Source organism: Oceanobacillus profundus, from assembly GCF_003515705.1.
Classification (GTDB): domain Bacteria; phylum Bacillota; class Bacilli; order Bacillales; family Amphibacillaceae; genus Oceanobacillus; species Oceanobacillus profundus.
In genome coordinates, this window is record NZ_QWEH01000015.1 from 40,099 (window position 1) to 60,723 (window position 20,625).

The 20,625-nt window shown below is 38.6% G+C and carries 32 protein-coding genes and 1 pseudogene; 31 read left to right on the plus strand and 2 right to left on the minus strand.

Annotated elements, in window-relative coordinates; genetic code table 11:
- The first annotated feature begins 3 nt into the window (after positions 1-3).
- The 25 genes from rplN to rpsI all read left to right on the plus strand — a co-directional run bounded on the left by rplN (position 4) and on the right by rpsI (position 14,153).
- A complete protein-coding gene (gene rplN, locus D1B32_RS17885) occupies positions 4-372 on the plus strand; it encodes a 50S ribosomal protein L14 (protein ID WP_095313539.1) in 369 nt (122 codons plus the stop codon).
- 222 nt (positions 373-594) lie between these two features.
- Positions 595-906, plus strand: coding sequence for a 50S ribosomal protein L24 (gene rplX / locus D1B32_RS17890; protein ID WP_118890047.1), 312 nt, complete (start codon positions 595-597; stop codon positions 904-906).
- Between the two features lie 25 nt (positions 907-931).
- The gene (gene rplE / locus D1B32_RS17895) at positions 932-1,471 is read left to right on the plus strand and encodes a 50S ribosomal protein L5 (RefSeq protein WP_095313535.1); all 540 of its coding nucleotides are present in this window, start codon (positions 932-934) and stop codon (positions 1,469-1,471) included.
- Between the two features lie 27 nt (positions 1,472-1,498).
- Entirely contained in the window at positions 1,499-1,684 is a 186-nt protein-coding gene (gene rpsN, locus D1B32_RS17900) for a 30S ribosomal protein S14 (protein WP_011064535.1), read from the plus strand.
- A 29-nt stretch (positions 1,685-1,713) separates the two neighbouring features.
- Positions 1,714-2,112, plus strand: a complete 399-nt coding sequence (rpsH, locus tag D1B32_RS17905; protein WP_095313533.1) for a 30S ribosomal protein S8 — start codon at positions 1,714-1,716, stop codon at positions 2,110-2,112.
- Positions 2,113-2,142: 30 nt separating this feature from the next.
- Entirely contained in the window at positions 2,143-2,679 is a 537-nt protein-coding gene (gene rplF, locus D1B32_RS17910) for a 50S ribosomal protein L6 (RefSeq protein WP_095313531.1), read from the plus strand.
- 37 nt (positions 2,680-2,716) lie between these two features.
- Positions 2,717-3,079, plus strand: coding sequence for a 50S ribosomal protein L18 (gene rplR, locus D1B32_RS17915; protein WP_095313530.1), 363 nt, complete (start codon positions 2,717-2,719; stop codon positions 3,077-3,079).
- Between the two features lie 23 nt (positions 3,080-3,102).
- Entirely contained in the window at positions 3,103-3,606 is a 504-nt protein-coding gene (rpsE, locus tag D1B32_RS17920) for a 30S ribosomal protein S5 (protein ID WP_095313528.1), read from the plus strand.
- 13 nt (positions 3,607-3,619) lie between these two features.
- Positions 3,620-3,802, plus strand: a complete 183-nt coding sequence (gene rpmD / locus D1B32_RS17925) for a 50S ribosomal protein L30 (RefSeq protein WP_095313526.1) — start codon at positions 3,620-3,622, stop codon at positions 3,800-3,802.
- A gap of 31 nt (positions 3,803-3,833) precedes the next feature.
- The gene (gene rplO / locus D1B32_RS17930) at positions 3,834-4,274 is read left to right on the plus strand and encodes a 50S ribosomal protein L15 (RefSeq protein ID WP_095313524.1); all 441 of its coding nucleotides are present in this window, start codon (positions 3,834-3,836) and stop codon (positions 4,272-4,274) included.
- Complete coding sequence (gene secY / locus D1B32_RS17935) at positions 4,274-5,566, plus strand: preprotein translocase subunit SecY (protein WP_095313523.1); 1,293 nt, start codon at positions 4,274-4,276, stop codon at positions 5,564-5,566. Before rplO ends, secY begins: the two co-directional genes overlap by 1 nt.
- A 33-nt stretch (positions 5,567-5,599) precedes the next feature.
- Positions 5,600-6,244: an adenylate kinase gene (locus D1B32_RS17940; RefSeq protein WP_095313521.1), complete on the plus strand. Its 645-nt coding sequence runs from the start codon at positions 5,600-5,602 to the stop codon at positions 6,242-6,244.
- A 216-nt stretch (positions 6,245-6,460) separates the two neighbouring features.
- Positions 6,461-6,751, plus strand: a complete 291-nt coding sequence (locus D1B32_RS17945) for an RNA-binding protein (protein ID WP_379600929.1) — start codon at positions 6,461-6,463, stop codon at positions 6,749-6,751.
- Positions 6,738-6,956 (plus strand): translation initiation factor IF-1, encoded by a 219-nt coding sequence (infA, locus tag D1B32_RS17950; protein WP_010095735.1) that lies wholly within the window; start codon positions 6,738-6,740, stop codon positions 6,954-6,956. Before D1B32_RS17945 ends, infA begins: the two co-directional genes overlap by 14 nt.
- A gap of 31 nt (positions 6,957-6,987) precedes the next feature.
- A complete protein-coding gene (gene rpmJ / locus D1B32_RS17955; protein ID WP_010095733.1) occupies positions 6,988-7,101 on the plus strand; it encodes a 50S ribosomal protein L36 in 114 nt (37 codons plus the stop codon).
- Between the two features lie 21 nt (positions 7,102-7,122).
- On the plus strand, positions 7,123-7,488 hold the full coding sequence (rpsM, locus tag D1B32_RS17960; RefSeq protein WP_095313517.1) for a 30S ribosomal protein S13: 366 nt from the start codon (positions 7,123-7,125) through the stop codon (positions 7,486-7,488).
- 21 nt (positions 7,489-7,509) lie between these two features.
- Positions 7,510-7,899: a 30S ribosomal protein S11 gene (gene rpsK / locus D1B32_RS17965; protein ID WP_095313515.1), complete on the plus strand. Its 390-nt coding sequence runs from the start codon at positions 7,510-7,512 to the stop codon at positions 7,897-7,899.
- Between the two features lie 201 nt (positions 7,900-8,100).
- Complete coding sequence (locus D1B32_RS17970; protein ID WP_095313513.1) at positions 8,101-9,045, plus strand: DNA-directed RNA polymerase subunit alpha; 945 nt, start codon at positions 8,101-8,103, stop codon at positions 9,043-9,045.
- A gap of 45 nt (positions 9,046-9,090) precedes the next feature.
- Positions 9,091-9,444, plus strand: a complete 354-nt coding sequence (gene rplQ / locus D1B32_RS17975; RefSeq protein WP_095313508.1) for a 50S ribosomal protein L17 — start codon at positions 9,091-9,093, stop codon at positions 9,442-9,444.
- 414 nt (positions 9,445-9,858) lie between these two features.
- Positions 9,859-10,698 (plus strand): energy-coupling factor ABC transporter ATP-binding protein, encoded by an 840-nt coding sequence (locus tag D1B32_RS17980; protein ID WP_095313506.1) that lies wholly within the window; start codon positions 9,859-9,861, stop codon positions 10,696-10,698.
- A complete protein-coding gene (locus D1B32_RS17985; protein WP_118890048.1) occupies positions 10,674-11,543 on the plus strand; it encodes an energy-coupling factor ABC transporter ATP-binding protein in 870 nt (289 codons plus the stop codon). Before D1B32_RS17980 ends, D1B32_RS17985 begins: the two co-directional genes overlap by 25 nt.
- Positions 11,540-12,343: an energy-coupling factor transporter transmembrane component T family protein gene (locus D1B32_RS17990; protein ID WP_118890049.1), complete on the plus strand. Its 804-nt coding sequence runs from the start codon at positions 11,540-11,542 to the stop codon at positions 12,341-12,343. Before D1B32_RS17985 ends, D1B32_RS17990 begins: the two co-directional genes overlap by 4 nt.
- A gap of 17 nt (positions 12,344-12,360) precedes the next feature.
- Positions 12,361-13,107: a tRNA pseudouridine(38-40) synthase TruA gene (truA, locus tag D1B32_RS17995; RefSeq protein ID WP_095313501.1), complete on the plus strand. Its 747-nt coding sequence runs from the start codon at positions 12,361-12,363 to the stop codon at positions 13,105-13,107.
- Positions 13,108-13,302: 195 nt separating this feature from the next.
- Positions 13,303-13,740 (plus strand): 50S ribosomal protein L13, encoded by a 438-nt coding sequence (gene rplM, locus D1B32_RS18000; RefSeq protein WP_095313500.1) that lies wholly within the window; start codon positions 13,303-13,305, stop codon positions 13,738-13,740.
- 20 nt (positions 13,741-13,760) lie between these two features.
- Entirely contained in the window at positions 13,761-14,153 is a 393-nt protein-coding gene (gene rpsI / locus D1B32_RS18005; protein ID WP_095313499.1) for a 30S ribosomal protein S9, read from the plus strand.
- A gap of 101 nt (positions 14,154-14,254) precedes the next feature.
- On the opposite strand, the pseudogene D1B32_RS24165 reads toward rpsI, so the two are convergent.
- Positions 14,255-14,410, minus strand: a pseudogene (locus tag D1B32_RS24165) (site-specific integrase); the annotation flags it as partial.
- Positions 14,411-14,793: 383 nt separating this feature from the next.
- Between D1B32_RS24165 and D1B32_RS18015 the strand changes: the two are divergent.
- From D1B32_RS18015 to D1B32_RS18025, 3 genes are all read left to right on the plus strand, one after another.
- A complete protein-coding gene (locus D1B32_RS18015; RefSeq protein ID WP_118890050.1) occupies positions 14,794-15,609 on the plus strand; it encodes a hypothetical protein in 816 nt (271 codons plus the stop codon).
- Positions 15,610-15,788: 179 nt separating this feature from the next.
- Complete coding sequence (locus tag D1B32_RS18020; RefSeq protein ID WP_118890051.1) at positions 15,789-16,889, plus strand: CamS family sex pheromone protein; 1,101 nt, start codon at positions 15,789-15,791, stop codon at positions 16,887-16,889.
- A gap of 329 nt (positions 16,890-17,218) precedes the next feature.
- On the plus strand, positions 17,219-17,443 hold the full coding sequence (locus D1B32_RS18025; protein ID WP_095313494.1) for a hypothetical protein: 225 nt from the start codon (positions 17,219-17,221) through the stop codon (positions 17,441-17,443).
- A gap of 159 nt (positions 17,444-17,602) precedes the next feature.
- On the opposite strand, the gene D1B32_RS18030 is transcribed toward D1B32_RS18025, so the two are convergent.
- Positions 17,603-18,277, minus strand: a complete 675-nt coding sequence (locus D1B32_RS18030; protein ID WP_095313556.1) for a DUF421 domain-containing protein — start codon at positions 18,275-18,277, stop codon at positions 17,603-17,605.
- A gap of 176 nt (positions 18,278-18,453) precedes the next feature.
- Between D1B32_RS18030 and D1B32_RS18035 the strand changes: the two genes are divergently transcribed.
- The 3 genes from D1B32_RS18035 to D1B32_RS18045 are packed head-to-tail and all read left to right on the plus strand — an operon-like array spanning position 18,454 to position 20,341.
- Entirely contained in the window at positions 18,454-18,888 is a 435-nt protein-coding gene (locus D1B32_RS18035) for a type II toxin-antitoxin system RelB family anti-toxin (RefSeq protein WP_095313492.1), read from the plus strand.
- Positions 18,885-19,613: an ABC transporter ATP-binding protein gene (locus D1B32_RS18040; RefSeq protein ID WP_095313490.1), complete on the plus strand. Its 729-nt coding sequence runs from the start codon at positions 18,885-18,887 to the stop codon at positions 19,611-19,613. The genes D1B32_RS18035 and D1B32_RS18040 overlap by 4 nt, the downstream gene beginning before the upstream one ends.
- On the plus strand, positions 19,610-20,341 hold the full coding sequence (locus tag D1B32_RS18045) for an ABC transporter permease (protein ID WP_095313488.1): 732 nt from the start codon (positions 19,610-19,612) through the stop codon (positions 20,339-20,341). The genes D1B32_RS18040 and D1B32_RS18045 overlap by 4 nt, the downstream gene beginning before the upstream one ends.
- Positions 20,342-20,625: the final 284 nt, after the last annotated feature.

The window sequence follows — 20,625 nt, forward strand, 5'->3', positions numbered from 1 at the left end:
GTTATGATTCAACAAGAAACTCGTTTAAAAGTTGCAGATAACTCTGGTGCTCGTGAAGTATTAACCATCAAAGTATTGGGTGGATCAGGACGTAAAACTGCTAATATTGGTGATGTAATTGTTTGTACTGTAAAACAAGCAACACCAGGCGGCGTTGTCAAAAAAGGCGAAGTTGTAAAAGCGGTAGTTGTACGTAGTAAATCTGGTGCACGTCGTAAAGATGGATCTTATATCCGTTTTGATGAAAATGCTGCCGTAATTATCCGTGATGATAAAAGTCCAAGAGGAACACGTATTTTTGGACCAGTTGCGCGTGAATTACGTGATGCTAAATTCATGAAAATCGTATCTCTAGCTCCAGAAGTTCTATAATTGTTGTTCATATGAAGGTAAAAGACCATGAAGTTCGACGCAGATAAGCTCTGTATTCGGGATGGCAGTTACAATGATAACTCGTTAACTGTGATATTCAGGAAACGTAATGTTTCGAAGAACAATAAAGCATATCGCCAGAATTTCGATGTGTCATTTTTACCAACAGTTTCGAACAACATCGATAAGTAAGAATTACCTTGTCAAGGAGGTGCGTTAAGCATGCATGTAAAAAAAGGTGATAAAGTTAAAGTATTATCCGGTAAAGACCGCGGTAAAACAGGTACTATTTTAGAAGCATTTCCGAAGAAAGAGCGTGTGCTTGTAGAGGGTGTTAACATGATTCAAAAACACGCAAAGCCTTCTCAAGACAATCCGCAAGGCGGAATTCTTAACATAGAAGCTCCTATTCATGTTTCTAATGTAATGCCGATTGATCCAAAAACCGGTGAACCAACTCGTGTTGGACACGAAGTGCGAGACGGTAAGAAAGTCCGCATTGCGAAAAAATCCGGTGAAGCATTAGATAAATAATTTGTGCTGAAAGGAGGGCGCCACTATGAACGAATTAAAACAAAAATATCAAGATGAAATTTCACCATCTTTAATGAAAAAGTTTGAATATAAATCCGTAATGCAAGTACCAAAAATTGAAAAGATCGTGGTTAATATGGGTGTTGGTGATGCAGTTCAAAACTCAAAAGCATTAGATAGTGCAGTTGAAGAACTTGCATTACTATCAGGTCAAAAACCATTAATCACGCGTGCGAAAAAATCTATCGCTGGATTCCGTCTACGTGAAGGAATGCCAATCGGTGCGAAAGTAACCCTTCGCGGTGAGCGCATGTACGAATTCCTTCAAAAGTTAATTGCGGTATCACTTCCACGTGTACGTGACTTCCGTGGTGTTTCTAAAAAAGCTTTTGATGGTCGTGGGAATTACACTTTAGGTGTGAAAGAACAATTGATTTTCCCTGAAATCAATTACGATAAGGTAAGCAAAGTTCGTGGTATGGATATTGTTATTGTTACAACATCTAATACTGACGAAGAAGCTCGTGAACTACTAACTCAGCTAGGCATGCCTTTCCAAAAATAAGCTTACAGCTAACAAGGAGGGAAATTTGTGGCTAAAAAATCGATGATTGCGAAGCAAAAACGCCCGCAAAAATTCAAAGTACAAGAATACACACGCTGTGAACGTTGTGGTCGTCCGCATTCTGTAATTCGTAAATTTAAACTTTGCCGTATTTGTTTCCGTGAACTTGCCTATAAAGGTCAAATTCCTGGTGTCAAAAAAGCAAGCTGGTAAACCCCGATTCGGGAAGGAGGTAATTAGTAATGGTTATGACAGATCCAATCGCAGATATGCTTACTCGTATTAGAAATGCAAACATGGTTAAACATGAAAAATTAGAGCTTCCTGCTTCTAAAATGAAAAAAGAGATCGCTGATATCCTGAAACGTGAAGGTTTTGTTAAAGATTATGAATTCGTTGAAGATAACAAGCAAGGTGTTCTACGTATTTTCTTGAAATACGGTGTAAATGAAGAACGAGTAATCACAGGTATCAAACGTATCAGTAAACCAGGTCTACGTGTATATGCTAAATCTACAGAAGTACCACGCGTGCTTAACGGTTTAGGTATTGCTATCGTTTCAACATCTAAAGGTGTGTTATCTGACAAAGAAGCACGTTCACAAGCTGTTGGTGGCGAAGTTCTAGCATACGTCTGGTAATTATTATTTTTTAATGAGGAGGTGCATGGAATGTCTCGTATAGGACTTAAACCGATTGAAATTCCACAAGGTGTAGAAGTTAAACTTGACGGTGTTACAGTTACTGTTAAAGGACCTAAAGGTGAATTAACAAGAGATCTACACCAAGATATGAAAGTTAACATTGAAGAGAATGTAATTACAGTTGAACGTCCAAGTGACCATAAGGATCATCGTGCCTTGCACGGAACTACTCGTAGCTTGATCGCAAACATGGTTGATGGCGTAAGCAAAGGTTTCGAAAAATCACTTGAAATCATTGGTGTCGGATATCGTGCTCAAAAACAAGGAGACAAACTTGTAATTAACGCTGGATATTCACATCCAATCGAGATCGATCCAATTGAGGGAATCGAAATTGATGTTCCTAAAAACACAGAACTTACTGTAAAAGGTATTGATAAAGAATTAGTTGGTGCAGTTGCAGCTAACATCAGAGCAATCCGCTCACCAGAACCTTACAAAGGCAAAGGTATTCGCTATGCTGGTGAATATGTACGCCGTAAAGAGGGTAAAACTGCTAAGTAAGAATAGTTAATAGTTAGGCGAGAAAGGAGTGACCTAGATGATCACAAAACCTGCCAAAAATGTTGTACGTAAAAAAAGACATGGTCGCGTTCGTAAAAACCTTTTCGGAACTGCTGAGCGTCCTCGTCTAAACGTATATCGTTCAAATAAAAATATTTATGCACAATTAATAGATGATATTACTGGTGTAACGGTTGCGAGTGCTTCAACAGCTGATAAAGAGCTTAACATTGGAGCTGGATCGAACGTTGACACTGCTAAGAAAGTCGGAGAAGCAATTGCTAAGCGTGCTCAGGATAAAGGTTACAAATCAGTCGTTTTTGACCGTGGAGGATACCTGTATCATGGACGTGTAAAGGCATTAGCTGATGCTGCTAGAGAAGCAGGACTTGAATTTTAGTTGATAAGGAGGGGACCATTGGAATGAGAATTAACATTGATCCGAACAAATTAGATCTTGAAGAACGCGTTGTGACGGTCAACCGTGTTGCTAAAGTTGTTAAAGGTGGACGTCGTTTCCGCTTTGCAGCACTTGTCGTTGTTGGTGACAAGAATGGCCATGTTGGTTTTGGTACTGGTAAAGCACAAGAAGTACCTGAAGCTATCAAAAAAGCTGTTGATGATGCAAAGAAAAACTTAATTAAAGTACCAATCGTTGGAACAACAATTCCTCATGAAATTCATGGAAGATTTGGTTCTGGTAACGTACTAATGAAGCCAGCTACAGAAGGTACTGGAGTTATCTCTGGTGGACCGGTTCGTGCTGTCTTAGAATTAGCTGGTGTCGGTGATATTTTAACTAAATCACTTGGTGCAAATACACCAATTAATATGATTCGTGCAACATTAAATGGCTTAACAAACTTAAAAACAGCTGAGGACGTAGCAAAATTACGTGGAAAGTCTGTAGAAGAACTGTTAGGATAAGGAGGGAATCACTATGTCTAAAAAATTAGAAATCACCCTCACACGCAGTGTCATTGGTGGAACTGCTGTACAAAGAAATACTGTTCAAGCATTGGGCTTGAAAAAGATTCGTCAATCCGTTGTACTTGAAGATACTCCAGCCGTACGTGGTATGGTAAACCGAGTGTCCCACTTGTTGACAGTGAAAGAAATTTAATTTTACATTAGCGTAAAGAGGAGGTGCTCGCATGAAACTTCATGAATTGAAGGCGGCAGAAGGAACTCGCAAAGAGAGAAACCGTGTTGGTCGTGGAACGGCTTCTGGAAACGGAAAAACATCAGGTCGTGGACACAAAGGTCAAAAAGCTCGTTCAGGCGGCGGTGTACGTCCAGGATTCGAAGGTGGACAAATGCCTTTGTTCCAACGTCTACCAAAACGTGGATTCACAAATATCAACCGTAAAGATTACTCAATCGTAAACTTAGATACATTAAATCGTTTTGAAGAAGGCACTGAAATCACACCAGAGCTATTACTTGAAGAAGGTGTCGTAAGTAAGCTGAATGCTGGTATTAAAATACTAGCAAGTGGCACTATCGAAAAGAAACTGACAGTAAAAGCTCACAAGTTCTCAGCTTCAGCTAAAGAAGCAATCGAGGCAGCGGGCGGTCAAACTGAGGTGATCTAATGTTTCGTACAATCTCCAATTTTATGCGCGTAGCTGATATTAGACGGAAAATAATTTTCACATTATTAATGTTGATTGTCTTCCGTCTAGGCACTTTTATACCTGTTCCATTTACGGATAGAGCAGCTATTGATTTTATGAACCAACAAAATGTATTTGGGTTTCTAAACACCTTTGGTGGTGGAGCCCTTCAAAATTTCTCCATTTTTGCAATGGGAATTATGCCATACATTACAGCATCCATCATCATGCAATTATTGCAAATGGATGTTGTGCCTAAGTTCACCGAGTGGAAAAAACAAGGTGAAATGGGACGTAAAAAGATCGCACAGGTTACTCGCTATGGAACGATTGTGCTTGCATTTATTCAAGCAATTGCAATGTCAGTTGGATTTAATGCGATGGCTGGTGGTTTACTAATTGTAGACCCTAACTTTATGAAGTTTCTTGTCATTGCAATCACACTGACTGGTGGAACAGCATTCTTAATGTGGGTTGGTGAGCAAATTACCGCAAATGGCGTCGGTAACGGGATTTCGATCCTAATCTTCGCCGGAATCGTAGCAGCAGTACCAAATGGTGTAGGTCAACTATTCAGTCAGTATTTTGTTAATCCTGGCGATGAGTTGTTTATCAATATCATTATTGTACTATTAATTGCTTTGGTTGTTGTTGCAGTTACCGTTGGGGTTATATTTGTAAACCAAGCATTACGGAAAATACCAATCCAATATGCAAAAAAACTTGTTAATCGTTCTCCTGTTGGAGGGCAATCAACGCATTTGCCAATTAAAGTAAATGCTTCAGGGGTTATTCCTGTTATCTTTGCAATTGCATTTATGATGGCTCCAACAACGATTGCTGGTTTCTTTGAAGGCAATCAAGTAGCATCAACTATTATGTATCTATTTGATTATACGCAGCCAGTTGGTATGGTAGTATACGTAGCATTAATTATTGCTTTCACTTATTTCTATACCTTTGTTCAAGTAAACCCTGAACAGATGGCTGAAAACCTACAAAAACAAGGTGGGTATATCCCGGGGATTCGTCCGGGGAAAAATACAGAAACCTATCTAACACGTGTTTTGTATCGCTTAACATTTGTTGGAGCTATTTTCTTAGCAGCTGTTTCTGTGCTGCCTATTCTATTAGGTAGTCTTGCAAATCTGCCTACCGCAGTACAAATCGGTGGCACAAGCTTACTAATCGTTGTAGGGGTTGCATTACAGACAATGAAGCAATTAGAAAGCCAGCTAGTGAAGCGTCACTACAAAGGATTTATTAAGTAATTTCCTGCTGCCAATGAGAGCGAGGGGAAAATGTTGAATTTAATTTTAATGGGATTACCTGGTGCTGGTAAAGGTACACAGGCAGAGAAAATAAAAGAGAAATATAACATCCCTCATATTTCAACTGGGGATATGTTCCGTTTAGCAATCAAAGAAGGTACTGACCTTGGTTTGAAAGCTAAAGGATTTATGGATCAAGGTGAACTTGTTCCAGATGAAGTAACCATTGGAATTGTAAAAGAACGTTTAAGTAAAGCTGATTGTGAAAATGGTTTTCTTTTGGATGGATTTCCAAGAACAATTGCACAAGCAGAAGCTTTACAAGAACTTCTAACAGAGCTAAACCGAAAAATTAACTACGTATTACATGTAGATGTACCAGAAGAAAAATTGGTAGAGCGTTTAACAGGACGGAGAATTTGTCCTACATGTGGAACAACGTATCATGTTGTATACAACCCACCTAAAGTGGAAGGTGTATGTGACAAAGATGGTTCTACATTAATTCAACGGGAAGACGACCAACCAGAGACAGTTAAGAAACGTTTATCCGTTAATATAAAGCAAACAAAACCGTTACTTGATTTTTATCAAGATAAAGGATATCTTGTGACAGTAGATGGAGATCGAGATATCGATGAGGTCTTCCAAGATATTCAAGCAATTCTTGAGAAATAAGTTATTTATGTAACTTTTAACACAGAATAGATGCAATTCTATTCTTGAAAAGTTATAATATATGACGTAAGTAAACAGGGAATATACATGTATTACTTTATATAAACTGGCACAGGATGATAATAGTTATGCCCTGTCCTGTGGAACTTTTAAACTAAAGCCTAAGTGATGGTGATCGCTGTTGTGCAAAAAAATTCGGGTTCTCTGCTCGGTCAGATGGTTCGTATTAAGCAAGGACGTGAAGCAGGCCAATACGCAATAATCATTGGAGTTTTAGATGATCAGTTTGTCCTGTTAGCTGATGGGGAGAAGCGTAAAACGAATAGACCAAAGAAGAAGAATCTGCATCACGTTGAGATGGTGGATTATATTTCCCCAGAAGTCCAAAACAGCCTTCTAGAAACTGGTCGCGTCACAAATGGGAAATTGCGATTTGCCATAACCACATTTATAGGTAAAGTTGTGACTGATTTAAAGAAGGGAGATCTACACGATGGCGAAAGATGATGTAATTGAAGTAGAAGGTACTGTAACGGAAACATTGCCAAACGCAATGTTTAATGTTGAGCTTGAAAATGGCCATACGGTCTTAGCGCATGTATCTGGTAAAATCCGTATGCACTTCATCCGTATCTTACCGGGTGATAAGGTAACGGTTGAACTTTCTCCGTATGATTTAACCAGAGGACGAATTACGTACCGTTATAAATAAACGAGCTCCGATATAAAAGGAGGTAAAGATGATGAAAGTAAGAGCATCTGTAAAACCAATTTGTGAAAAATGCAAAGTCATCAAACGCAAAGGCAAAGTAATGGTGATTTGCGAAAATCCGAAGCATAAACAAAAACAAGGCTAACAGTAGGAGGTGCAAGTATAGATGGCACGTATTGCAGGTATTGATATTCCACGTGATAAACGTGTAGTAATTTCATTAACGTACATTTATGGAATTGGAAAAGTTACCGCACAGAAAGTCCTCAAAGAAGCAGGCGTTTCTGAAGACACTCGTGTACGTGATTTAACAGAAGACGAGTTAGGAAGAATCCGTCAAACGATTGATGCATACACAACTGAAGGTGACCTTCGTCGTGAAGTTTCCCTTAACATCAAACGTCTAATCGAAATCGGCTCTTATAGAGGTTTACGTCACCGTCGTGGATTACCAGTTCGTGGACAGAAAACGAAAAACAACTCACGCACACGTAAAGGCCCGCGTAAGACAATGGCTAACAAGAAAAAGTAATGTAAGGAGGTAAGCTAATCAATGGCACGTAATACTAATACACGTAAACGTCGTGTGAAAAAAAATATTGAAACAGGTATAGCACATATCCGTTCTACATTTAACAATACGATCGTTACCATTACAGACACACGAGGCAATGCTGTTGGCTGGAGCTCTGCAGGTGCATTAGGCTTTAAAGGTTCTAAAAAGTCAACACCATTCGCAGCACAAATGGCTGCTGAAACTGCAGCTAAATCAGCAGTCGAAAACGGCATGAAAACTTTGGAAGTAACAGTAAAAGGACCAGGCGCTGGACGTGAAGCAGCTATTCGTTCACTTCAAGCAGCAGGTCTAGAAGTTACAGCAATCGTGGATGTAACTCCTGTTCCTCACAATGGTTGCCGCCCACCAAAACGTCGTCGTGTTTAATTATACCGTATAGAATTTGTCACCCTGTCTATAATGGGTTATGATAGCTTAAAAATAAAGCAATAATCTAACAGCATCCGAGACAGAATCGTACGAAAGAAATACAGGTAGCGCAGAAACGCCAACTGCCTTAATTGAGGAATTTCGGTTAGACAATCAGTCTAGCCGGGGTTTCGACGTTTTAAAGGAGGGTTTTATTGAATGATCGAAATTGAAAAGCCGAAGATTGAAACGCTTGAAATTAGCGAGGATGCTACATTTGGGAAATTTGTAGTGGAGCCGCTTGAACGTGGATATGGTGCCACTCTTGGAAACTCCTTGCGTCGTATCTTATTATCCTCACTACCAGGTGCTGCTGTTACATCTGTTCAAATCGATGGAGCACTGCATGAGTTTTCAACGATTGATGGTGTTGTTGAGGATGTAACAACAATAATTTTGAATCTAAAAAAACTCGCTCTAAAAATCTATTCTGATGAGACGAAGACATTGGAAATTGATGTTCAAGGTGAGGGGAAAGTTACAGCTGCTGATTTAACTTATGATAGTGATGTAGAAGTAATGAACCCTGATTTGCATATTGCTACGCTAAACAGCAAAGGCAGCTTGCATATGAAGCTAACTGCTGAGCGTGGACGTGGTTATCGCCAAGCTGATGATAATAAAAATGATGAGCAACCAATCGGGGTAATTCCGATTGATTCCATTTTTACACCAGTTTCACGTGTTACGTATCAAGTTGAAAACACACGTGTCGGCCAAGTAGCAAACTATGATAAATTAACATTGGATGTTTCGACTGATGGAAGCATTCGTCCTGAAGAAGCTGTTTCTTTAGGCGCTAAAATTATTTCAGAACACCTTAATATCTTTGTAGGTTTAACAGATGAAGCGCAAAACGCTGAAATTATGGTGGAAAAAGAAGAAGATCAAAAAGAGAAAGTCATGGAAATGACAATCGAAGAACTTGATCTGTCTGTAAGATCTTACAATTGCCTAAAACGTGCTGGTATTAATACTGTTCAGGAGCTTGCTAACAAGTCTGAAGAGGATATGATGAAAGTGCGTAATTTGGGCCGTAAATCTTTGGAAGAAGTAAAAGTTAAATTAGCGGACCTAGGTTTAGGTTTACGCAATGATGACTGATTTATACAGTCACCTTTAGAGTTTCAGAAAAGGGAGGGATAGTCCGTGGCTAGAAAGTTAGGACGTACAACAGACAATCGTATGGCGCTACTTCGTAACCTTGCATCTGATTTAATTATTCATGAGCGGATTGAAACAACAGAAGCAAAAGCGAAAGAGCTTAAATCGATCGTAGATAAAATGATTACACTTGGGAAACGCGGTGATCTTCACGCACGTCGTCAGGCTGCAGCGTTCTTATATAACAAAGAAGCTAATGAAGAAAACAGTGTTCTTCAAAAACTTTTTGATGATGTTGCTGCTCGTTATGAAGACAGACAAGGTGGATACACACGTGTTCTTAAACTGGGTGAACGCCAAGGTGATGGAGCTAAAATGGCAATCATTGAATTGGTTTAATCAAGCAAAATGCGGCAAGGGCAGGACTCAATCTCTCTCGAGGTTAATCCAAGCCCTTTTTTTGTAGAATGAAAGGCGGAGGCGACTGTTCAGAAACGCACGCATAAGCAAGGCACCGAAAAGCGCATGGTTTTGGCGCTTGAAGTGTGAATTGCTTATGACGGGAGTTTCTAGGAGCCATAGCTGGATCTAGAAAGAAAAGTAAAGCGGGCTTGTTCGGAGACGCAGGACATAAGCAGGAGACCGCAGAGCGCATGGTCTGGGCGCTCGGAGTGTCTAATGCTTATGCTCCGTAGTCTCTAGCCCACGCGATACTAGACAGAGAATGCGCCAGGATACTGCACATTTTAAAGTAGACAATACATAATTCAATACATAAAACCAGGGCTATAGCAAGGTAGAGGAGGATTTTAGATGAGAAAAAAGATAATTGAGTTTAGAAATGTATCGTTTAGATATGGAGATGAGGGGCCCTGGGTGTTAAAAAACTGCTCTTTTGAAATCTATGAAAATGAGTGGGTAGCAATTATCGGACACAATGGATCAGGGAAATCGACAATAGCTAAGTTGTTAAACGGTTTGCTGTTTCCTCAAGAAGGAGAAATTATTATTGATGGCGAGGTAGTGAATGAGGAGTCCATCTGGAATATTCGTAAAGAAGTAGGAATGGTTTTTCAGAACCCAGACAACCAATTTGTTGGAGCGACCGTACAGGATGATGTTGCATTTGGAATGGAAAATCGCGGGGTTCCTCGTGAAGAAATGAAAAAGCGGATCATAGACACATTAGCAGCCGTTGGTATGCAGGACTATCGTTTAACAGAACCACATCGTCTGTCTGGTGGTCAGAAACAGCGGGTAGCGATTGCAAGTGTATTAGCAATTGCTCCAAAGGTTCTAATTCTAGATGAAGCAACCGCAATGCTTGACCCAAGCGGTCGTCAGGAGATCATGCAAACTGTAGCAAGTATTCAAGGCCGGGAAAAGTTATCATTAATAACCATAACACATGACCTGCAAGAGGTTGCCCAGGCTGATCGAGTTATTGTTATGAATAGTGGTGAAATTTGGAAAGAGCAGACACCTAGAGAGGTATTTTCACAAAAAGAAGCTCTAAGAGAAATTGGACTGGATGTTCCGTTTGTCGCTATTCTAGCAGGTGAATTGAAACAAGCAGGAGTAGCTATTTCTACCGAGCCGTTAAATCATAAAGAACTGTTGGAGGACCTATGGACATTACATTCGAGAACGTAACCTATATCTATCAACAAAACACACCCTTTGCACATAAAGCGATTGATGATCTGTCTTTTCAAATAAAATCGGGCTCATATGTTGCTATCATTGGTCACACTGGTTCTGGGAAATCAACATTAATTCAGCATCTCAACGGGCTTGCAATTCCAACAGAGGGTAAAGTATCCATTGGCAGCTATCACTTATCAAAGGAAGAGAAGCCAAAGGATATGAAAGAATTGCGCAGTAAGGTCGGCGTTGTATTCCAATATCCGGAGCATCAATTATTTGAAGAAACCGTTGCAAAAGATATTGCATTTGGCCCACAAAATTTTGGTGTATCAGAAGCAGAGATTCAAAATCGGATTAACGAAATTACCTCTGCAGTTGGACTTGATGAATCACTTCTAGAACGATCTCCCTTTGACCTCAGCGGTGGCCAAATGCGCCGCGTTGCGATTGCTGGAGTGCTCGCCGTGAAGCCTGATGTCCTTGTGCTTGATGAACCAACAGCAGGGCTTGATCCAAGAGGTCAAAAAGAAATTATGGATATGTTTTATAAACTCCATCAGGATCAAGGCTTAACCACTATACTTGTGACGCACAGTATGGAGGATGCTTTAAAATATGCTGACCATGTACTGATTTTAAATAAAGGAACAAAGTATATGGAAGGTTCTCCTGAGGAAGTTTTCAGCCAAAAGGAAGCACTTCAGCGTGTACAACTTGATGTCCCGGAAATAGTTCAATTCTTGGATGAATTCCAAGAGAGGTTTGGTACGTCAATTCCATTTAAAAAGCAATCGGTAAAAGAACTTGCAGAAGCGATTCAGCAGCAAATCAAGGGGGCTGAATCAACATGAATAACACCTTAATTATTGGACAATATGTGCCAGGGGATTCAATCGTACACAGACTTGATCCGAGAACAAAGATAACCATCATTTTCTTTTTTGTCTTTATCGTATTTTTTGCAAATAATGTAGCGGGATATAGCTTGCTAACCGTCTTTGCCCTAACGTGTATGCTTACCTCAAAGGTGCCAATACGGTTTATTATAAAAGGCCTAACACCGGTTTGGTTTTTAATTGTGTTTACCTTTATTTTGCACTTATTTGTTACGAAGGAAGGAACAGTCATACTCGACTTCTGGATTTTTGAATTTTATTCTGGTGGCGTGGTTCAAGGGTTTGCGATTTCAATTCGGTTCTTCTTGCTTATTCTTGTTACATCGTTATTAACACTCACAACGACACCGATTGAAATAACCGACGCTATTGAGGATATGCTGCACCCATTGAAACGATTTAAGTTTCCTGTTCATGAATTAGCATTAATGATGTCTATTTCCTTACGATTTATTCCAACGTTGATGCAAGAGACAGACAAGATTTCCAAGGCACAGGCATCTCGTGGCGTTGATTTCCGCACAGGGCCGATTAGAGAACGAATTAAAGCGATTGTCCCACTCCTTGTGCCGCTTTTTGTTAGTGCATTTAAGCGAGCAGAAGAGCTGGCAATGGCTATGGAAGCTCGTGGATATCAAGGTGGGGAAGGTCGAAGCAAGCTTCGGGAACTAAAAATTGAAAAACGTGATATTTTTGTTCTTATTTTATTTATTCTCGTAGTGGCGGGTTTAATCCTCGCACGTATGTATGGGTAAGGAAAGGCTGGAAGGCGATGCCAAGGTTAAAATGTAAGATTAAATATGATGGCTCCCGATTTTCAGGGTTTCAGAGACAACCCCAAAATCGGACCATACAGGGGTCTATTGAGGGCGTTTTGAAAAAGATGCATAAAGGGTTGGAAATCCATCTGCAAGCGTCAGGACGCACTGATACGGGTGTACATGCCATTGGTCAGGTAATTCACTTTGATTCACCATACACCATACCAGAGGAAAACTGGAAACGAGCTATGAATACACTGCTCCCCGATGATATATACATCGATGAGGTGGAAGAGGTCTCTGAAGACTTTCACGCAAGATATAGTGCAAAGGAGAAGGAGTATCACTACTTCGTTTGGAATGCAGAAGAACCGAATGTTTTTAAACGAAATTATTCCTACAATTTTCCGTATGCATTAGACATGGAAAAAATGCAGGAAGGCTGTACCTACTTAATGGGCACGCATGATTTCACAACCTTCTCATCAGCAAAATCGACAGCAAAGGGCAGTAAAATTCGTACACTTTACCAGGCTTCATGTCAAAAAAATGGTGATGAGATCGAGTTTGTTTTCAAAGGGAGCGGTTTCCTGTATAACATGGTACGCATTATGGTTAGTGTGTTATTAGATATTGGACAAGGAAAGCGAGAACCTAGCGATATTATTGTTTTACTAGAGAAAAAGAACCGTCAGCTAGTAGGAAAGACAATATCCCCACAAGGGCTCTATTTGTGGAATGTAACCTATGAAAAATAATATGTTGATTATCGTTTCTTTTTGCAAAATAAATTGCAAGTTAACTTGACAAATCTGTGTGATTTGGTATATTATGATTTATGGCATTTTATTTCTAAACCATGATTAGCCCCGGAATCTAATTATGTTAAGAATATAAAAATCGAATTAAAATTAAATCAAATAAAATGATTAAATATATGGAGGGAACTTATCATGCGCACAACTTTCATGGCGAATGAATCTAATATTGAACGCAAATGGCTCGTTGTGGATGCGGAAGGCCAACGTCTTGGTCGTCTGTCAAGTGAAGTTGCTGCAATCCTTCGCGGAAAGCATAAACCAACTTACACACCACATGCAGATACTGGTGACAATGTTATCATTATCAATGCAGAGAAAATCGAATTAACTGGAAACAAAATCAATGACAAAATGTACTACCGTCACTCAAACCACCCAGGTGGATTAAAAGAGCGCAACGCTGACGAAATGCGTACAAAATACCCTGAGCAAATGCTAGAGCTTGCTATCAAAGGGATGTTACCAAAAGGGCCATTAGGTCGTAAAATGGCTAAAAAATTGCACGTATTCAAAGGTGCAGAGCATAATCATCAAGCACAAAAACCAGAAGTTTATGAGCTTCGTGGGTAATTAAAAGGGAGGTAAAACAATTGGCACAAGTACAATACTATGGAACAGGTCGTCGTAAAAAATCAACTGCCCGTGTACGTTTAGTACCAGGTACAGGTAATGTTACAATCAATGGTCGTGATGCAAAAGACTATTTCCCATATGAAACACAACTTTTGATTCTTAACCAGCCATTGGCTGCAACAGAAACTCAAGGAACATATGACGTTTTAGTAAACGTTCATGGTGGAGGATTCACTGGTCAAGCTGGTGCTATCCGTCATGGTATCGCTCGCGCACTATTAGAAGCAGATCCAGAATACCGTTCAACTCTAAAACGCGAAGGTTACCTAACTCGTGACGCTCGTATGAAAGAACGTAAGAAATACGGTCTTAAAGGCGCACGTCGTGCACCTCAGTTCTCAAAACGTTAATAAACCTTATATACCAAGGGTTTTCCCTCTTTGCTTTTATGAAGCAGAGAGGGTTTTTTATATTCTAATTTAGAATTGAATACCCCTTAAATACCCCGAGCTTAAAACGTCATGTACTCCTGGAACATCTCTGCTGTTTTCTCCTTCGCTTCATCGGTAACATGCGTGTAAATATCCATCGTGGTTTTAATATCGGTATGACTGAGCCGGAATTGGACATCTTTGATAGAAGCACCGGCTGCAAACAACAAACTGGCTTTAAAACGAATCAAAATAAAGAAAACCGGCACGAAATGTACGGTGCGAGTGAGGTTATCCTACAAGGAGAAAAGGAAATAATAAATGTTTCAGATGAACCCCCTAAATCAAAAAAGAAATGTTGGATGCATTAGGGCTCCGGTGGTAAATAGTATGAACCTTCAAATAGGAGGTTTATTTTTTTTAACACTTCTTAACAGTTCAGTTCGAGTAATGAAACCAATATAAATAGTTATTTAGATGCTTTCATCTACATTAGAATTCTTTCAAAGTGTAATGCAAGGCCAAATTAAGTATTTTTAAAATTTCTAATATGAGGTAAAATAATAATCATAATGTAGGAAGGTAAAGAGGACAGGAAATACCTTTTAGGGGGAATTAGTTGAATAGGGACAACGAAATAGCAAAGCCGGATCATGAACCTGCTGCAAAAGCAAAGAGAAAAGGCATTATCATCAGTTTATTTATGATAATAATTGCAGGGTGGGCATTGCGATATATTTATCTCGAATACGAGATTCATATAGCAAAGGAAAAGGTGGGTAATTTATTTGAGGTGGTAGACGAAGATGAGGAAAAACCCAGCAAGATAAAAGACTCAACAAATCAGGCACTAATTAATGATGCACAGAATGCAGTCAATAACATTAATACAAATGGCGATGAAGAGGGTAGAAACGAGGGGGTTGTTTTTGCACTACAATCCGCTTTGGTAGTAGCCCAGGCGCAACTAATGAAGCGAGAAGGTGAGATTGAGTCAACGACATTCCCTGCCCCAGACCCCGAAGAGCAGCAACAATTGGTAGATTATCAACCGAATGAAGATGATGTTGTATCAACTTATGACGATGTGGAAAACAGAGATATACTTGAAGAGTTTATCGAAATCGCTGGAGAAAACGGAAAAAATGATGAAAGCGAAATCAGAATAGTAAAAAATGAAGGGAAAGACGGGGTGATTATTTACGATTTAAAATCAAGATATGATAAAAATGCCGACCAAGGATGGATTGATGTTACTCCAGATTTGAGTCACTATAATCCCCCGGAAGATTACGTACAAGAGATTTTCAATAATGCGTCTCAACAATGTGGATATATGTCAAAAGATGAAACGCAGGGGTTTTATAAATTGTATGAATGCAGAACTCATTGGGAATATCATCTTCTTCCTATTGATAAGAGCAAACTACCTTAGCGATTCTTTAGGGAATAATGATTCTTCCTAACTATAAATCTCCTTTGAATTCGGGTATAATAGATTATGTTGATTTATCCCACTAATTGGCAAATTAGGTAAATTATAAAAATAAACACATTAACAAAATCTAATGAACACCATCTAAAGAAAGTTTTAGAAAACCAGGGAGTGTTACGATGAAAAGAACAATGATATGGTTTTTAGGCACACTACTGATCTTAGCGAGCTGTGCGCCAAATATGGAGGAAGAAACATCACAAAAAACGGATAACGAACAGGAAGTATCAGTTCTAAGTAGTCAATCATCTAAAGAAACATACAGAATGATTGCTCCATATAAAACGAATGTGGCAAGGGGATTAATTACAAACCAGATCTCGAATCGTGTAGATATAGACGAAATAGAGGAAGGGCTGAAACATCACTCACAAGATGTATTTGATCCAAGTGAACTGTACTTTCAAGAGGGGCAATATTTAACGGAAGATATTATACTAAGTTGGATCACTGATTTAAATCCGGCCAGGGAAGATGACTGGGATGTAGAAACACATAGAAAAAACCCCCGTATTTTTTCACATGTTTTAGAACATAATTATTTAAGACAAGTTGGTGACAAAGAGGTTGAGTTGGCGGGAATCTCTATTGGGATTGCATTAAAGTCTGTCTATCATTTTCGAGTTCCTGTGAATGGTGATCCCTATAGTGAAGAGATTGAAATGAACGCCATGCTAGAAAAAGGGTATGAAGTAGCTCAAGTAGTCTTGGAGAACATGAGGGAAACGGAAGGACTTTCTGACATCCCCTTTATGTTTACCCTATATCGTGAGGAAGACCCATACTCTCCCGTACCTGGAAACTTTGTAGCCAAAACGAGCGTACCTGGTGGTAGTAATTCAATTGAGGATTGGGAAACCATTAATGAAGAACATATCCTTTTTCCTTCTTCTGAAGGGGAAAAAAAATATCCGGAAGAACATGAGATTTTGAAGCATTTCGGGAATGAAATCGCACAATATTTTCCGAATTATGTAGGAATAGTTGGGGATGGTTTCTATGTTGATGAAGAATTACAATCGTTAAAAATTGAGATTCCAATTGAAGCCAGTGGAAAAACGGAGCTAATTGGTTTTATGCAGTATGCATATGGTCTAGTACAGGACGTGTATGAAAATTATTACGAACTGGAAATTAATATAACTTCAGGTGGTAAGGTAGTGGGTTTGATTTATCGAGAAGCTGGTGGAGACTCTCCTGAAGTACACGTTATTCATTAGACCATAACTTATCTTTTTTTATAAATTCAACAAATAATGTTGCTTATCTGGTAACACTCCTCTTTTGAATAATAAGGGAAGCGAAGAAGAAATGTACGGTATATTTATAGCAATTGCAGGGCAGTTTTAGTTTGTCTAAATTCATAGATGGTAATTTACTCAGGAACCTTAAAAAAATAACAGTTGTTGCACAAACCTATTGAGTTAATTCAACAAAAGTATCATTTTACTAAAACGCTATCCTTTACGATAGTGGATGTCATCAAAGTGCATACTTATCTTAAATTCTACTTTCTATATAATGAGGGTATCCCAGGAAATCGGGACACTTGGTACAGGCATGTGGAACCGGATTGGTTCCTATTATATTGGATGAGGATAAAATATTTTTTACACTACCCGAAGCTCAAATAACATCAATTGATCATCATGAAGATATAAAAGAACTTGCAGATGCTCTAGGTGTATCTTCAGATAACGTACAGAACCAAGGCTTTCTCAAAAAAATCAAGTATATCCTTATTTTTATATCAAGCAATACAAAACAATATTAACGTTGTGCACCTAAGTTCTCAAAATGAATAATTAAAACAGTTATATATCAACATTTACAGGCTATCTCATTTATGAGGAGACAGCCTGTTTTTTAAAACAGAGTGTATGAATAAAACTTTGGGAGAGCCACTATCCAGGTTATTTTGGGACAGTTCCGTCTAATAAGTTTGCACAAAAATTCCGTCGTCTTCTAGCCATTCAGCTATAAAAACACTTTTATAATCTGCCACATTTTTCGATAAGAGCTGTGACTTTAACCAGTCTTCATCAAACCCGAGATCATTAACTTCATCCCATAATACTTTACTATCGCGAATGAGCGTAACAGGAGCATAAACAGGTTTAACGGGTAAATTGAAATCCTCTACTGTTGTTTTCTGGTATGGTGTTTTCTTTAAAATGCTTATTGATCCGTTCGCCTCCAAGTAACAAAAGGCAACTTCCCGAATAGAAAATGTTTCGCTTTGGCGAAGTAAGCTTTGCAGTTGATTGATATTCATTCGATGTTTTTTCAGTGCCTCTCTGTCGACAATACCATTTTTTATAAGAGCAGCAGGTTTTCCCTCAAAAAGACCACGGAAAAATAAAAGCTTCTGACCCAAAAATTCAACAATAATTAATAAAAATCCCCATAAGCACATGGAATAGAAAATATAAAAAGCTCCAATTTTATCTTCATATACAGCGTTTCCAAGTAATTCTCCCAAAATGATAGAGGCAATAAAAGTAAACGGTGATATTTGATTAATGATTTTCCTTCCAACAATCTTAACAATAATAAACAACAAGAAAAACCCGAGGATAAGTTCGAAAGTTAGCTTAATAATCATTATAATTCCCCAATCTATTCCCATTCTAGTAAATCATTTTATTTATTGCCACTTAGCATAAAATTATTACATATCCTCAAGAATGATTTACAGGTAACAATTCATAACATTAATGTTACACCATGTTGATAGACGGTCAATTCAATACATAGCATACTAAGGGAGGAGGTGTGAAATGTATGATAAATATGAATTTGAAACGACTCAGGCAACAGTATCAATATACACAGGAAGATTTAGCAGAAAAGTTAGGCGTCTCCCGCCAAGTAGTTGCCAAATGGGAAAAGGGGGAGTCGACACCTGATTTGTATTTCTGTATCAAACTAGCGGAACTATACGATGTTACGATTGATAATTTGGTGAACTATGATGAAGAGAAATCCGGTGTATCTGTACCGCCGAAAGGGAAGCATTACTTTGGTGCAACGACAGTTGGAGAACGTGGGCAAATTGTTATCCCGAAAAAAGCGCGAGAACTTTTTCATATTGAAGCAGGTAATACTCTTCTTATTGTTGGTGATGAAGAACGAGGACTTGCGATTGTCCCACAAAATTATATGCAAGGATTTTTCCCGCAAAATGTCCTCCTTAATAAAAAGGAGGAATATGAATGATTGCAATTGAAACAAGAAATATAACGAAACAATATGGTAATAAAAAGTCTATAAATGACGTGTCACTGACAATTAAAAAAGGCGAATTATTTTCACTGCTTGGTGTCAATGGCGCTGGAAAATCAACACTTATCAAAATGCTATCTTGTCTTGTTAAGCCAACTGGCGGCAAAGCCTCTATTTTCGGGTATGATGTGACGAAAGAGCCAGAACAAGTGAAAAATGTTATTTCTGTCTCCCCGCAAGAAACAGCGATTGCACCGAATTTAACGGTATATGAAAATTTAGAGCTAATGACAGGAATACATGGTTTTTCAAAAAAGGACCGTGAACAAAGAGTGAGAGAAATAATGGATACCTTTTCGCTTATGCCCTTCCAAAGGCAACGAAGCAAGACATTATCAGGAGGATGGAAGCGTCGTTTAAGTATCGCGATGGCTTTAATTACTGAGCCAGATATTTTATTTCTAGACGAACCAACTCTTGGGCTTGATATTTTAGCAAGGCGTGAACTCTGGAAAGTTATTAAAGGGTTAAAAGGCAATGTTACAATTATATTAACGACACACTATTTAGAGGAAGCGGAAAGTTTATCAGATCGTATTTGTATTTTAAAGCAAGGTGAAGTGAAAGCGCTTGGTACAGCAGAGGAATTAATCGTCAAAACATCCACGCTATCTTTTGAGGATGCCTTTGTTGCTTTAGTAGAAGGGGTGTCGATATGAAAATGATGATGTTTGGCTTCCGCACAACGAAAGAAATCATACGTGATCCTTTATCCATGTTCTTTGGCTTAGCGTTTCCGATTATTCTATTATTATTACTAACATTCATTAACCAGAATATTCCGAACGATTTGTTCCATATTAGCAGTTTGGCGCCTGGTATAGTAGTCTTTGGCTTGTCGTTTATGACTTTATTTTCAGCACAAATGATTGCAAAAGACCGAGTTAGTGAATTATTAGCACGTTTGTTTACGACTCCAATGAAAGCATATGATTTTATACTCGGCTATACGCTGCCCCTAATTCCGATGTCGTTGGTGCAGGCAATGATTTGTTATGGCGTGTCAATCATGTTAGGAATGGATTTTACATTAAATGTTTTATTAGCGATTATTACTGTTTTACCAGTAGCGATTCTATTTATAGGGATAGGACTTTTATGTGGCAGTATTTTCAATGAAAAGGCGGTAGCAGGTATTTGCGGGGCATTGCTAACGAATTTAACAGCTTGGCTCTCAGGAATATGGTTTAGTTTAGAATTAGTTGGCGGTTGGTTTGAAAAAATCGCGTATGCTCTTCCATTTGTGCATGCTGTTGATATGGGGAAAGCAGTGTTTAGTGGAGATTATTCAAACATCTTTCCTCATATATGGTGGGTAGTAGGTTATGGTTTAGTGATTACCGTGTTAGCAATTTATATCTTTCAATGGAAAATGAAAAACAGATAAAGTGATGCAAAAGGTAAACATTTAGCATCAAAACGTTTCAAAGGCTCTTTTCATTTATGTAAAAAAGGGTCTTTTTTGTGTTTTTAACGGAGAAAATCATAATTAGACAACGACATGATTTTCTATTGTTGAATAAATCGCTATAGGAAAAATGGAGCTATATCTATATTATAAACTCGTGGCTTTTCTAAGCTTACCTGCCAACAAATAAAGTATAGGAAATGAATCTAGAATTAAAAAAATTCTTGACAATCTATTAAAGTTAGCATAAATTTGATAATGAT

Coding starts and splice junctions, on each gene's coding strand:
- rplO (WP_095313524.1), top strand. CDS start 3,834: ATGAAACTTCATGAATTGAAGGCGGCAGAAGGAACTCGCAAAGAGAGA.
- rpmJ (WP_010095733.1), top strand. CDS start 6,988: ATGAAAGTAAGAGCATCTGTAAAACCAATTTGTGAAAAATGCAAAGTC.
- truA (WP_095313501.1), top strand. CDS start 12,361: ATGCCAAGGTTAAAATGTAAGATTAAATATGATGGCTCCCGATTTTCA.
- rpmD (WP_095313526.1), top strand. CDS start 3,620: ATGTCTAAAAAATTAGAAATCACCCTCACACGCAGTGTCATTGGTGGA.
- rplX (WP_118890047.1), top strand. CDS start 595: ATGCATGTAAAAAAAGGTGATAAAGTTAAAGTATTATCCGGTAAAGAC.
- D1B32_RS18020 (WP_118890051.1), top strand. CDS start 15,789: ATGAAAAGAACAATGATATGGTTTTTAGGCACACTACTGATCTTAGCG.
- rplF (WP_095313531.1), top strand. CDS start 2,143: ATGTCTCGTATAGGACTTAAACCGATTGAAATTCCACAAGGTGTAGAA.
- rpsK (WP_095313515.1), top strand. CDS start 7,510: ATGGCACGTAATACTAATACACGTAAACGTCGTGTGAAAAAAAATATT.
- D1B32_RS17945 (WP_379600929.1), top strand. CDS start 6,461: ATGGTTCGTATTAAGCAAGGACGTGAAGCAGGCCAATACGCAATAATC.
- rpsE (WP_095313528.1), top strand. CDS start 3,103: ATGAGAATTAACATTGATCCGAACAAATTAGATCTTGAAGAACGCGTT.
- rpsM (WP_095313517.1), top strand. CDS start 7,123: ATGGCACGTATTGCAGGTATTGATATTCCACGTGATAAACGTGTAGTA.
- D1B32_RS17970 (WP_095313513.1), top strand. CDS start 8,101: ATGATCGAAATTGAAAAGCCGAAGATTGAAACGCTTGAAATTAGCGAG.
- D1B32_RS17990 (WP_118890049.1), top strand. CDS start 11,540: ATGAATAACACCTTAATTATTGGACAATATGTGCCAGGGGATTCAATC.
- rpsH (WP_095313533.1), top strand. CDS start 1,714: ATGGTTATGACAGATCCAATCGCAGATATGCTTACTCGTATTAGAAAT.
- D1B32_RS18045 (WP_095313488.1), top strand. CDS start 19,610: ATGAAAATGATGATGTTTGGCTTCCGCACAACGAAAGAAATCATACGT.
- rplE (WP_095313535.1), top strand. CDS start 932: ATGAACGAATTAAAACAAAAATATCAAGATGAAATTTCACCATCTTTA.
- rplM (WP_095313500.1), top strand. CDS start 13,303: ATGCGCACAACTTTCATGGCGAATGAATCTAATATTGAACGCAAATGG.
- rplN (WP_095313539.1), top strand. CDS start 4: ATGATTCAACAAGAAACTCGTTTAAAAGTTGCAGATAACTCTGGTGCT.
- D1B32_RS17985 (WP_118890048.1), top strand. CDS start 10,674: ATGGACATTACATTCGAGAACGTAACCTATATCTATCAACAAAACACA.
- D1B32_RS17980 (WP_095313506.1), top strand. CDS start 9,859: ATGAGAAAAAAGATAATTGAGTTTAGAAATGTATCGTTTAGATATGGA.
- infA (WP_010095735.1), top strand. CDS start 6,738: ATGGCGAAAGATGATGTAATTGAAGTAGAAGGTACTGTAACGGAAACA.
- D1B32_RS18040 (WP_095313490.1), top strand. CDS start 18,885: ATGATTGCAATTGAAACAAGAAATATAACGAAACAATATGGTAATAAA.
- D1B32_RS18035 (WP_095313492.1), top strand. CDS start 18,454: ATGATAAATATGAATTTGAAACGACTCAGGCAACAGTATCAATATACA.
- rplR (WP_095313530.1), top strand. CDS start 2,717: ATGATCACAAAACCTGCCAAAAATGTTGTACGTAAAAAAAGACATGGT.
- secY (WP_095313523.1), top strand. CDS start 4,274: ATGTTTCGTACAATCTCCAATTTTATGCGCGTAGCTGATATTAGACGG.